The sequence below is a fragment of the Burkholderia sp. Bp9140 genome (assembly GCF_003853425.1).
GTDB lineage: Bacteria > Pseudomonadota > Gammaproteobacteria > Burkholderiales > Burkholderiaceae > Burkholderia.
Genome location: NZ_QTPQ01000051.1, coordinates 47,994 through 59,751, shown reverse-complemented (window position 1 = coordinate 59,751; position 11,758 = coordinate 47,994). Strand labels below are relative to the sequence as shown.

9 protein-coding genes are annotated in these 11,758 nt (G+C 68.5%); 6 read left to right on the top strand and 3 right to left on the bottom strand.

Annotated features, from left to right (window positions below):
• Window positions 1–141: 141 nt before the first annotated feature.
• Both DIE21_RS32405 and pdxY read right to left on the bottom strand, forming a co-directional pair.
• A complete protein-coding gene (locus DIE21_RS32405) occupies window positions 142–2,286 on the bottom strand; it encodes a phosphocholine-specific phospholipase C (RefSeq protein WP_124501502.1) in 2,145 nt (714 codons plus the stop codon).
• Between the two features lie 303 nt (window positions 2,287–2,589).
• Window positions 2,590–3,450 (bottom strand): pyridoxal kinase PdxY, encoded by an 861-nt coding sequence (gene pdxY / locus DIE21_RS32400; RefSeq protein ID WP_124501501.1) that lies wholly within the window; start codon window positions 3,448–3,450, stop codon window positions 2,590–2,592.
• Window positions 3,451–3,628: 178 nt separating this feature from the next.
• Here pdxY and DIE21_RS32395 point away from each other — a divergent pair, with 178 nt between their 5' ends.
• Window positions 3,629–4,690, top strand: a complete 1,062-nt coding sequence (locus DIE21_RS32395; protein WP_124501500.1) for an alpha/beta fold hydrolase — start codon at window positions 3,629–3,631, stop codon at window positions 4,688–4,690.
• Between the two features lie 25 nt (window positions 4,691–4,715).
• Here the strand turns inward: DIE21_RS32395 and DIE21_RS32390 are convergent, their stop codons facing one another.
• Window positions 4,716–5,714 carry an LLM class flavin-dependent oxidoreductase gene (locus DIE21_RS32390; RefSeq protein WP_124501499.1) on the bottom strand — a complete coding sequence of 333 codons (999 nt, stop codon included), beginning with the start codon at window positions 5,712–5,714 and terminating at the stop codon, window positions 4,716–4,718.
• 638 nt (window positions 5,715–6,352) lie between these two features.
• On the opposite strand from DIE21_RS32390, the gene hpnI reads away from it, so the two are divergent.
• The 5 genes from hpnI to DIE21_RS32365 all read left to right on the top strand — a co-directional run bounded on the left by hpnI (window position 6,353) and on the right by DIE21_RS32365 (window position 11,706).
• Window positions 6,353–7,528, top strand: coding sequence for a bacteriohopanetetrol glucosamine biosynthesis glycosyltransferase HpnI (gene hpnI / locus DIE21_RS32385; RefSeq protein ID WP_124501498.1), 1,176 nt, complete (start codon window positions 6,353–6,355; stop codon window positions 7,526–7,528).
• 165 nt (window positions 7,529–7,693) lie between these two features.
• Window positions 7,694–9,136, top strand: coding sequence for a hopanoid biosynthesis associated radical SAM protein HpnJ (hpnJ, locus tag DIE21_RS32380; RefSeq protein WP_311767468.1), 1,443 nt, complete (start codon window positions 7,694–7,696; stop codon window positions 9,134–9,136).
• Between the two features lie 3 nt (window positions 9,137–9,139).
• Entirely contained in the window at window positions 9,140–10,024 is an 885-nt protein-coding gene (gene hpnK / locus DIE21_RS32375; protein ID WP_124501496.1) for a hopanoid biosynthesis-associated protein HpnK, read from the top strand.
• The gene (locus DIE21_RS32370) at window positions 10,021–11,061 is read left to right on the top strand and encodes a lysylphosphatidylglycerol synthase domain-containing protein (protein ID WP_124501495.1); all 1,041 of its coding nucleotides are present in this window, start codon (window positions 10,021–10,023) and stop codon (window positions 11,059–11,061) included. The genes hpnK and DIE21_RS32370 overlap by 4 nt, the downstream gene beginning before the upstream one ends.
• Window positions 11,062–11,148: 87 nt before the next feature.
• Entirely contained in the window at window positions 11,149–11,706 is a 558-nt protein-coding gene (locus tag DIE21_RS32365; protein WP_124501494.1) for a hypothetical protein, read from the top strand.
• The last annotated feature ends 52 nt before the right edge of the window (window positions 11,707–11,758 follow it).

Genomic DNA, 11,758 nt, shown 5'->3' with positions numbered 1-11,758 from the left:
CTTCGCTTTTTGTGGGGGGGGGGGCGGGGGGGGGCTGTGTGCGTCGGCCCGCCGGCCCCGCGGGGGGGGGGGGGGGGGGGGGGGGGCCCCCCCCCCCCCCCCGGGGGGGGGCCGGGGGGGCCCGCGCCGCGCTCGCCGTCGTTAGTCGGACAGCGTGTCCGACGCTGCTTCGGCGTCGTCGTGCGACGCGCTCGTGCGGATCGCCGGGTCGCTGGTGCTCGGGCGGCCGGTCTCGACATGGCCCGCGAAACGGCGCAGGAAGCCGAGCAGGCGGCCGTCGCTGACGGTCAGGTCGTACCAGCCGTGGCTGCCGCGCAGATCCCAGTAGTCGTCGACGTGCGCGCCCGGTGCCAGGTCGAACGTGCGCGCGCCGCCGTGGCCGTACGCGTTCGTCACCTTGAGCCGCACGGCCTTGTGGCCGCGGTTCATCAGGCGCAGCGTGATGTTGCCGTTCGCGACGTCGTAGCCGTAAATCACCTCCGGGTTCACGCTCGCGCTGCCGATGCCGGTCGCGAACGGGCCGCGGAAATGGCAGTAGAAGCCGTTCGGGCCGTACACGTCGAGGTCGTACAGGCCGAGCGATGCCGCGGCGCTCCACGTATCGGCGATCCGCTTGCCGGCTTCGACCGTGTACGCCCACGGGCCGTCGACACGGTTGCGCGACTGCACCTGGAATGCCGCGCCCGCACGGCCGGTGTTCGCGAAGGTCAGCCGGAACAGGCCGTTCACGGCTTCGACGCGGCCGCGCACGAACAGCTCGTACGGCAGCGCGCGCGCCGGACGCAGCCCGTCCTCCTGTTTCGGCAGTTTCTGCGCGACCGGCGGCACCGGGATGTAGTCGGGATGACGCAGGCGGTCGGGCGGCGCATAGCCGCTCGTGTCCGGCAGCGACGGCCACGCGGCGTCGGCCGTCGCGAACTCGAACGCCGACGTCAGGTCGCCGCACACCGCACGGCGCCACGGCGACACGTTGGCGGCCGTCACCGGGTACTGCGCGCCGAAACGCGCTTCGATGAATTGCAGCAGCGACGTGTGATCGAAGGTCTGCGAGCAGACCCAGCCGCCCTTGGTCCACGGCGACACCACCAGCATCGGCACGCGCGGCCCGAGCCCGTACGGGCCGGCCATGTGCGACGCGTCGCCGGCGAACACCTCGTTGGTCGTCGCGACCGTCGACAGCCCGTTGTCGCGCGACTGCGGCGCGAACGGCGGCGCCACGTGGTCGAAGAAGCCGTCGTTCTCGTCGTAGGTGATGAAAAGTGCGGTCTTGCTCCACACGTCCGGATTCGACACGAGCACCTTCAGCACCTGCTCGATGTACCACGCGCCGTAGTTGGCCGGCCAGTTCGGATGTTCCGAATACGCTTCCGGCGCGCAGATCCACGACACCTGCGGCAGCGTGCCGTTCTTCACGTCCTGCTGCAGCACGTCGAACAGCGTGCCGCCGGCGCTGATGTTGGTGCCGGTGCGCGCCTTGTCGTACAGCGGCGTGCCGGGCAGCGCGCTGCGGTACTGGTTGAAGTAGAGCAGCGCGTTGTCGCCGTAGTTGCCGATGTACGGGTTCTGCGTCCAGCCCCACGAACCGTTCGCGTCGAGCCCCGTGCCGACGTCCTGGTAGATCTTCCACGACACGCCGGCCTGCTCGAGCACTTCCGGATAGGTCGACCAGCCGTAGCCCTGTTCCTCGTTGCCGAGCACCGGGCCGCCGCCCGTGCCGTCGTTGCCGACGTAGCCCGTCCACATGTAGTAGCGGTTCGGGTCGGTCGAGCTCGGGATCGCGCAGTGATAGGCGTCGCAGATCGTGAACGCATCGGCGAGCTGGTAGTGGAACGGGATGTCGTCGCGCTTCAGGTACGCCATCGTCGTGGTGCCCTTGTTCGGCACCCACTGGTCGTAGCGGCCCTTGTTCCACGCGGCGTGCATGTCCTGCCAGCCGTGCGGCAGGTCCTGCAGGAACTGCAGGCCGAGCTTGTCCGCGCCCGGGTGGAACGGCAGCAGCTCGGCCGGGCCGACCGGCTGGTGGAACACCGACTTGCCGTTCGCGAGGCGCAGCGGGCGCGGGTCGCCGAAGCCGCGGACGCCGCGCATCGTGCCGAAGTAATGGTCGAACGAGCGATTCTCCTGCATCAGGATCACGATGTGTTCGATGTCGCGGATCGTGCCGGTACGGCGGTTCGCGGGAATGGCGAGCGCATCGCGGATCACGGGCGGGAACAGGTTCAGCGCGGCGGCGCCGGCGGTGCCGGCGGCGACGCGAAGGAAGTCACGACGGTTCGATCGGGTCATGGTCGTTATCGTGCGGTAAAGGGGGGAGCCGGTTGGCGGGACATGCGGAAAGAGTCGGCGCGGCCGGGCGCAGGATGCGGCTGCGCCGGTCGTGCCGCCGCGAGCATAGCGAGGAATCGGTGTCATTCATGTGAAGTCCGGAAACGTTTGCAGGTGCGGACCGGACAGGACTCGGACGGCGTTGTGCCGACGATCGGACTGCGCAGGAGGAGCGCGGCGGCGGCGCGAGTGGCACGCCGGAGCGGCGAGGGGGGACGGCGGCGGCGCGATGCGGGGGCGATGCAGGGGGGCGATGCGGGCGCGTCAGGCGTCGGTCACCCACGCGCCGAACCATTCGCTCGGGCGCGCGATTTCATCCTGCGCGGCGACGAGTTCGAGCTCGTAGCGGCGCGCGTCGTAGGTCGCCTTCACGACCGCATGCACGGCCGCGAGCGTGTGCTCGAACGCGGCGCGCACGGAGTCGCCGCGCAGCCGGCGCGCGACGAAAATGGCGCTGGTGAGGTCGCCGACGCCGACCGGATGGCGCGGAAACGCGTACAGCGGCCGCTGGCCGATCCACGCTTCGGTTTCGGTGACGGCGAGCATGTTGAAGCGGTCGGCCGGGCTGTTGCGGTCGTGCAGGTGCTTGACGAGGACGATCTTCGGGCCGCGGCGGATCAGCGCGCGGCAGGCGTCGACGGCTTCAGCGACGGTCTCGATGCGCCGCCCGGCGAGCTTCTGCAGCTCGGTGTGGTTCGGCGACATGCCGTCGGCGAGCGCCGGCACTTCCTGGACGATGAATTCCTCGACGCCGGGCTCGGGCCGGATGCCGCCCGTCTGGCCCATCGCCGGATCGCAGAAGTACCATGCGTTCGGGTTCATCGCCTTCACCGAGCGGACGATCTCGACGGCCGCGCGCGCTTGCGGCGGCGAGCCGAGGAAGCCGGACAGCACCGCGTCGCAGCGCTTGAGCGCGCCGATTGCAGCGATGCCGTCGACGAGCTGTTCCATCTTGGCGGCGTCGATCGCGCTGCCGGCCCAGTGGCCATACTGCATGTGATTCGACAGCTGGACGGTGTTGAGCGGCCAGACGTTGACGCCGAGGCGCTGCATCGGGAACACGGCCGCGCTGTTGCCGGCATGTCCGTAGATGACATGCGACTGAATGCTGAGGACGTTTTTCATGGATGTTCGCCTGCAGGCGTTTCAGGGTCACGTCACACGATACCCGAGTTCGTCGCGCGCGCGGAAGTCGCACGGCCATCGAGTGTTGCGCGCCGTCGTCAGCCCGACCGCGTAGAATCGCGGTGCACGAAGCCGCCCGGCTGCCCGCGTGCATTTCCCATTACCGTGATCGCCCGCCATGCCTTCGATTTGCAAGATGTTGTCCCTCGCGTGCGCCGCCGTGCTCGGTGCGGGAGTCGCCGCCGCATGCGCGACGTCAGTCGCGGCCGCCGTCCCGGCACCGGCCGGCAATGACGGGCCCGCGTACGGCCCCCGCCTGGAAGGTTTCGCCTATCCGGAGCCGGTGCACCGCTACGCGTTCGTGTCGCAGCGCGAAACCCTCGAGATGATGTACATGGACGTGCAGCCGACGCACCCGAACGGCCGCACCGTCGTGCTGCTGCATGGGAAGAACTTCTGCGCGGCGACCTGGGAGGACACGATCGGCGTGCTGAGCCGCGCCGGCTATCGCGTGATTGCGCCGGACCAGATCGGCTTCTGCAAGTCGTCGAAGCCCGAACGCTACCAATATAGCTTCCAGCAGCTCGCGCGCAACACGCATGTGCTGCTCGAGTCGCTCGGCGTGAAATCGGCGACGATCGTCGGGCATTCGACGGGCGGGATGCTCGCGATGCGTTACGCGCTGATGTATCCGAAGGCGACCGACCAGCTCGTGCTGGTGAACCCGATCGGCCTCGAGGACTGGAAGGCGCTCGGCCTGCCGCCGCTGTCGGTCGACTACTGGTATGCGCGCGAGCAGAAGACGACGGCGGACGGCATCCGCCGCTACGAGCAGGCGACCTACTACGCGGGCAAGTGGGCGCCGTCCTACGAGCGCTGGGTGCAGATGCTCGCCGGCATGTATCGCGGCCCGGGCCGCGACGCGGTCGCGTGGAACTCGGCGCTGATCTACGACATGATCCTCACGCAGCCGGTGGTCTACGAACTCGGTGCGATCCGCGTGCCGACGCTGCTGCTGATCGGCGACAAGGACACGACCGCGATCGGCAAGGACGTGGCGCCGCCCGACGTGCACGCGAAGCTCGGCCGTTACCCGGAACTCGCGAAGCGCACGCAGGCGGCGATTCCCGGCGCGCAGCTCGTCGAATTCCCGGCGCTCGGCCACGCGCCGCAGATCCAGGACCCGGATGCGTTCCACAAGGCGCTGCTCGACGGGCTGGAGGCGGCGCACCCGCAGTGACGCAACGGCGGGCGCACCTGTCCGGTCAGCGGGTTTCGTTCGCGAGTTCGTCGCGGATCTGCGCCGCCAGTTCGAACGAGCGCACCCGCGCGGCGTGATCGTGGATCTGCGCGGTGATGATCACCTCGTCCGCGCCCGTCTGCGCGATCCGGTCGCGCAGCTTGTCGCGCACCGTGTCGCGCGAGCCGACGGCAGCGAATGACAGCGCGTGCGCGACGTTCGCGAGTTCGAACTCGCTCGCCTCGAGCGCGTCGACGGGCGGCGGCAGCTTGCCCGGCGTGCCGCGGCGCAGGTTGATGAACTGCTGCTGCAGCGACGTGAAGAGGCGCCGCGCCTCGTCGTCGGTATCGGCCGCGAACACGTTGACTCCGACCATCGCATGCGGCTTGGGCCACGCGGCCGACGGCCGGTACTGCGCACGATAGAGCTCGAGCGCCCGCATCAGGTAGTCCGGCGCGAAGTGCGACGCAAACGCGAACGGCAGCCCGAGCATCGCGGCGAGCTGCGCGCTGAACAGACTCGAGCCCAGCAGCCACACGGGCACGTCCAGCCCCGCGCCGGGCACCGCGCGCACGCGCTGGCCGGGCACCGGTTCCTCAAAATAGCGCTGCAGCTCGGCGACGTCGTCCGGAAACGCGTCGGCGCTCCCGATCAGGTCGCGGCGCAGCGCGCGCGACGTGGTCTGGTCGGTGCCGGGCGCACGGCCGAGCCCGAGGTCGATGCGCCCCGGATACAGGGACGCGAGCGTGCCGAACTGCTCGGCGATCACGAGCGGCGCATGGTTCGGCAGCATGATTCCGCCCGAGCCGACGCGGATCGTGTTCGTCGCGCCCGCGACATGACCGATCACGACGGCGGTCGCCGCGCTCGCGATACCGGGCATGTTGTGATGTTCGGCGAGCCAGTAGCGCCGGTAGCCCAGGCGCTCCGCGTGCCGCGCGAGATCGACGGTGTTGCGGAAAGCCTGCGCGGCGTCGGCACCGTCGGGGATGGGGGCGAGATCGAGTACGGAAAACGGAATCATCGGGTGGCCTTCGAAAGGGAGGAGCGCGGTGATGCGCATGCGCAACAGAGGCTGACGATTTTGCCAAAGGGTTCCGGAACGCGCTGGCGACGCACGGATACCCATGCGCCTTTCAGGGGTGCAAGGTGAGGTGTCGTGATCGTCGCAAAAATCGTTCTAATCGCCAAATAATTACTAATCTTTACGGCGATTGGGCATGTCTTCGCATCGACGTACAAAATTCCACGAAACGTTTGATTTTCAAGACTGCAATACGCCTGCAAAGTGCTTACGCTAACGTGAATGTAGTGGCACCAGAATGGTTCCGCGGCCGCACAGCTTTGCTGAAATCGCACCAGTCCGTTTCGCGAGGTGCCGCGCGCGGGCTGGCGCGGGCTGCTAAAATCCGGCGCCTGTCCATGTTGTGCCGATGATAGCCATTCGAATCTTCCCGCATCCCGTCCGGGCATCGCGCGAGGATGTGCCACGCGAAGCCGGGCATGGCCGCTTTCGGGGAATGGGCCGTGCCTCCCCATTACAGACGCTGCTGGAACAAGGAGTCGGGTCGTGCTCGCGTTCGTTGCTGTCGGAATACCCAATCACGTTCAACCCGGTTCGATCGATCGGCGGGGTGCCCACGTCGCCGGAGGGCGTCGCGCATGACACCGACCGTCACGCTGCTTGACTGGCTTCTGATCGTGTTCACGCTGGCCGCGGCCGGCTATGCGCTCGTTGCGGCCTTCGCGCCGCGCCCGCGCACGCCGCGCACCGCCGCGCGCGACGGCTTCGAGCCGGTCAGCGTGCTCAAGCCGCTGTGCGGCGCGGAGCCGCACCTGTACGAGAACCTCGCGACGTTCTGCGAGCAGCGCCACCCGCGCCATGAAGTGCTGTTCGGGGTCGCGTCCGCGGCCGATCCGGCCGTCGCCGTCGTCGAGCGGCTGCGCGCCGACTATCCGGAATGCGACATCACGCTGGTGATCGACGCGCGCGTGCACGGCAAGAACCTGAAGGTCAGCAACCTGATCAATCTGGCCGAACGCGCGAAATACGGCCGCATCTTGATCGCCGACAGCGACATCGCGGTAAAGCCGGACTATCTGGAGCACGTGACGGCGCCGCTCGCCGACGCGTCGGTCGGTGTCGTCACGTGCCTGTATCATGCGCGCAGCGTCGGCGGGTTCTGGACGCGGATCGGCGCGCAGTTCGTCGATGCCTGGTTCGCGCCGTCGGTGCGGATCACGCACCTCGGCCGCTCGAGCCGCTTCGGCTTCGGCGCGACGCTGGCGCTGACGCGCGACACGCTCGAGCGGATCGGCGGTTTTCTCGCGTTGAAGGACGAGCTGGCCGACGACTTCTGGCTGGCCGAGTTGCCCCGCCGCCTCGGGCGACGCACCGTGCTGTCCGAGGTCGAGGTCGCGACCGACGTGATCGAGCCGTCGTTCGGGCCGCTGTGGCACCGCGAGACACGCTGGCTGCGCACGATCCGTTCGCTGAACCCGACCGGCTTCGCGTTCCTGTTCATCACGTTTACCGCGCCGTGGCTCGTGGTCGGCGCGGCGCTCGCGCTGCGTCTCGACGGCACCTTCGTCGGCACGCTGGCGGGGGGAGCGGCCGTCGCGGGCGCGTTCGGGCGGCTGGTGCTGCACGCGCGCGGCGAGGACGGCTGGCGCGCGTTCTGGCGCGATCTCCCGCTCGTCGCGGTGCGCGACACGCTGCTCGCGCTCGAATGGCTCGCGGCCGTGTTCGGCACGCAGGTCGTGTGGCGCGGCGCGAGGATGACGGTCGTCGGCGCCGAACGCGCGACGGCGGCGGTGGAAGGCGGGGACGGCCGCTGAGGTACGTTCCCCGAGGGAGCCGGCCATGCGCCCGTTCCCGATCGAATCCGGCCGGCGGGCCGAGACGTGCCGCGCGGCCGGCCGCGCGACGCGACATGACAGAGAGGCGGGCGCCGGCAGGGCGGCCCGCGGTTGATTGACTGAATCGTTGAAACGAATCGAACTATGCAGGCTACCGGAGCATTCATGAAAACGCTGTTCTTGCAGGCCCCTTCGTATGACGGCTTCGACGGCGGAGCCGGTTCGCGCTATCAGGCGAAGCGCGAAATCCGTTCCTTCTGGTACCCGACGTGGCTCGCGCAGCCGGCCGCGCTCGTGCCGGGCAGCCGCGTCGTCGACGCGCCGGCCGACGGCCTGTCGGTCGAGGAGACGCTGAAGATCGCCAACGACTACGACCTCGTGATCATCCACACGAGCACGCCGTCGTTCCCGACCGACGCGATGTTCGCGCAGGACCTGAAGAAGATGAAGCCGTCGATGCTGGTCGGCATGGTGGGCGCGAAGGTGATGGTCGATCCGCACAACTCGCTCACGGCGAGCGAGGCAATCGACTTCGTGTGCCGCGAGGAATTCGACTACACCTGTAAGGAAATCGCCGAAGGCAAGCCGTTCCCACAGATCAAGGGCTTGAGCTGGCGCGCGAAGGACGGCTCGATCGAGCACAACGAAGCGCGTCCGATCCTCGAGAACATGGATGAACTGCCGTTCGTCGCGCCCGTCTACAAGCGCGACCTGAAGATCGACAACTACTTCATCGGCTACCTGAACTATCCGTACGTATCGATCTACACGGGCCGCGGCTGCAAGTCGCGCTGCACGTTCTGCCTGTGGCCGCAGACGGTCAGCGGCCATCGCTACCGCACGCGCTCGGTCGAGAACGTGCTCGCGGAAGCGAAGTGGATCCGCGACAACATGCCGGAAGTGAAGGAACTGATGTTCGACGACGACACCTTCACCGACGACTTGCCGCGCGCCGAAGCCATCGCCATCGGCCTGGGCAAGCTCGGCATGACGTGGTCGTGCAACGCGAAGGCGAACGTGCCGTACAAGACGCTGAAGGTCATGAAGGAAAACGGCCTGCGCCTGCTGCTGGTCGGCTTCGAATCCGGCGACGACCAGATCCTCGTGAACATCAAGAAGGGCGTGCGCACCGATTTCGCGCGCCGTTTCAGCGCGGACTGCAAGAAGCTCGGCATCAAGATCCACGGCACCTTCATCCTCGGCCTGCCGGGCGAGACGCAGGACACCATCAAGAAGACGATCGAGTACGCGAAGGAAATCAACCCGCACACGATCCAGGTGTCGCTCGCCGCGCCGTATCCGGGCACGACGCTTTACAAGCAGGCCGTCGAGAACGGCTGGATGGAAGAGAACAAGACCATCAACCTGGTGAGCAAGGAAGGCGTGCAACTGGCGGCGATCGGCTATGCGCACCTGTCGCGCGACGAGATCTATCACCATCTCGAGCAGTTCTATCGCCAGTTCTACTTCCGTCCGTCGAAGATCTGGGAGATCGTCCGCGAGATGCTGACGAGCTGGGACATGATGAAGCGCCGTCTGCGCGAAGGCGTCGAGTTCTTCCGCTTCCTGCGCGCGCACGAGGCCTGATTCGTGACGACGCAGCGGGCGGCGCGGGCGCTGATCTTCACCGCGGACGACTTCGGGCTGCATCCGCGCGTCAACGCGGCGGTCGAGCGCGCGCATCGCGACGGCGTGCTGAACGCCGCGAGCCTGATGGTCGGTGCGCCCGCGGCGCAGGATGCGATCGAACGCGCGCGGCGGCTGCCGTCGCTCGCGGTCGGCCTGCATCTCGTCCTCGCGGACGGGCCGGCCACGCTGCCCGCGCATGAGATACCCGCGCTCGTCGGCCGCGACGGGCGGTTCGGCGACGCGATGGCGAAGGACGGCTGTCGCTTCTTCTTCCTGCCGCACGTGCGTGCGCAACTGCGCCGCGAGATCCGTGCGCAGTTCGACGCGTTCGCGGCGAGCGGCCTGCCGCTCGATCACGTGAACGCGCACAAGCATTTCCACCTGCACCCGACCGTGCTGTCGCTGATCATCGAGATCGGCCGCGACTACGGGCTGCGCGCGGTGCGGCTGCCGTACGAAACGAGCGCGCCCGCGCTGCTCAAGCCGTGGATCGCGCTCGTGCGCGCCCGGCTCGATCGCGCAGGGCTCGCACACAACGACTACGTGGTCGGGATCGAGCATACGGGCGCGATGGACGAGCGCGTGCTGCTCGACGCGCTCGCGGCGCTGCCGCCCGGGGTCGGCGAGATCTACTGTCATCCGGCCGAAGCCGGCGACGGCCCGATCACGCCGACGATGGCCGCTTACCGTCCGGTCGACGAACTGGACGCGCTGCTGTCGCCGCGCGTCGCGGCCGCGCTGAAGGCGGCCGGCGTCGCGACCGGCGGGTTTGCGGACGTGTTCGGCCAGTCCGCGGCGCGGCGCGGCACACGCGCGTCGCGCGAAGCGGGGGCGCAGCCGTCATGACCAAGTGGATCAAATGGCTCGGCTGGCCGGTCGGCATCGGGATCCTGCTCGCGCTGGGGCTGCACGAAGGCGTCGGCGACGTGTCGCGGATGCTCGAGCGCGCCGGCTTCGCGCTGCTGTGGCTCGTGCCGTTCCACGCGCTGCCGCTGCTGCTCGACGCATATGCGTGGCACCAGCTGCTCGACCGGCGCGCGTCGCTCTCGTTCCTGTGGTGGATCGCGACCGTGCGCGAAGCCGTGAACCGGCTGCTGCCCGTGGTCGGGATCGGCGGCGAGCTGGTCGGGATCCGGATGGCGCGCTGGCAGGTGCCCGACGCGAGCCGCGTGACCGCGTCGGTGATCGTCGAGGTGCTGGTGACGATCGTTGTCCAGTATGCGTTCGCGGCGCTCGGCCTCGTGCTGCTGCTCGCGACCACGCACGACATGGGCGGCGGCACGATCGGCCTTGCGCTGCTGCTGACGCTGCCGCTGCCGGTGCTCGGCGTCGTGCTGATGCGGCGCGGCGGGATCTTCCACGCGATCGAGCGGTTCGCGGGGCGCCTGCTCGGCGATTCGCACCGGCTGCTGCAGGGCGTCGACGGCCGCCGGCTCGATGGCGACATCGACGCGCTGATGTCGCGCACGGCGCTGCTGTTCAGCGCGTTCTTCTGGCAATTGTCGGGCTACGTGCTCGGCGCGCTCGAAATCTACTGGGCGCTCGCGCTGCTCGGTCATCCGGTATCGATCGGCGGCGCGATCGCGATCGAGGCGATGACGCAGGCCGTGCGGCATGCGGCGTTCATGGTGCCGGGCGGCCTGGGCGTGCAGGAGGCGACCGTCGTGCTGCTCGCGCAGATGTTCGGCGTCGATCGCGAGACGGCGCTGTCGCTCGCGCTGGTCAAGCGCGGGCGCGAGGTGCTGTTCGGCTGCCTGGCGCTCGGCTCGTGGCAGCTTGCCGAACTCGTGCGCACGCGCCGCCGCATCCGTGCGGTGCCGGCCGTGCCGCGCGCACCGCACGCGCGCCGCGAGGCCGACACGCAAACCGAAACGACGCATTGAACACGAGACGGGCCGCACGCCCGTCTCGCGCTTTTGGCGTGGCGCGGGTATCCTTGCCGCGTGTTTTCTCGACGCGTATTTCTTCCGATGATTTTCCGTTTCCGGCTGCTTCCCGTGACGATGCTGGCCGCCGCGCTGGCGCTGACCGGCTGCGACGACAAGCAAGGCAATCTCGACGTGCAACGCATCAGGGATTTTTTCAACGCGATCAAGCCGGCGCCGCTGCTGCTCAAGGGGCTGAAGGCCGGCGTATCGACCGAGGCCGACGTGCGCGGCACGATGGGCAAGCCCGAGACCGAGCGCACCTTTACCGACGGCTCGAAGCGCCTCGAATATCCGCGCGGCCCGATGGGCAACCAGACCTGGTTCGTCGACCTCGACGCGAGCGGGCACTACATGGGCGCGACGCAGGTGCTGACCGCCGAGAACTTCGCGAAGGTGCGCCCCGGGATGAACGAGGACGAGGTGCGGCGCCTGCTCGGCAAGCCGGGCGACATCGCGCAGTACCCGCTGAAGCCCGAGACGGTATGGAGCTGGCGCTGGCTCGAGGACGGCGTCAACACCGACGCGTTCTTCAACGTCCATTTCGGCCCGGACGGGCTTGTCTATACGACTTCGCGCTCCGACATCCTGAAGGGGCGGTGAACCCGCGTGCGGCGCTATATCGAAAAAGCGACCGGAAAATTGCAAAAAGCCC

What these genes read in the sequence shown, in the direction of transcription:
- DIE21_RS32405 (WP_124501502.1), bottom strand. Translation starts at nt 2,286, where the DNA reads ATGACCCGATCGAACCGTCGTGACTTCCTTCGCGTCGCCGCCGGCACC.
- pdxY (WP_124501501.1), bottom strand. Translation starts at nt 3,450, where the DNA reads ATGAAAAACGTCCTCAGCATTCAGTCGCATGTCATCTACGGACATGCC.
- DIE21_RS32395 (WP_124501500.1), top strand. Translation starts at nt 3,629, where the DNA reads ATGCCTTCGATTTGCAAGATGTTGTCCCTCGCGTGCGCCGCCGTGCTC.
- DIE21_RS32390 (WP_124501499.1), bottom strand. Translation starts at nt 5,714, where the DNA reads ATGATTCCGTTTTCCGTACTCGATCTCGCCCCCATCCCCGACGGTGCC.
- hpnI (WP_124501498.1), top strand. Translation starts at nt 6,353, where the DNA reads ATGACACCGACCGTCACGCTGCTTGACTGGCTTCTGATCGTGTTCACG.
- hpnJ (WP_311767468.1), top strand. Translation starts at nt 7,694, where the DNA reads ATGCAGGCTACCGGAGCATTCATGAAAACGCTGTTCTTGCAGGCCCCT.
- DIE21_RS32370 (WP_124501495.1), top strand. Translation starts at nt 10,021, where the DNA reads ATGACCAAGTGGATCAAATGGCTCGGCTGGCCGGTCGGCATCGGGATC.
- DIE21_RS32365 (WP_124501494.1), top strand. Translation starts at nt 11,149, where the DNA reads ATGATTTTCCGTTTCCGGCTGCTTCCCGTGACGATGCTGGCCGCCGCG.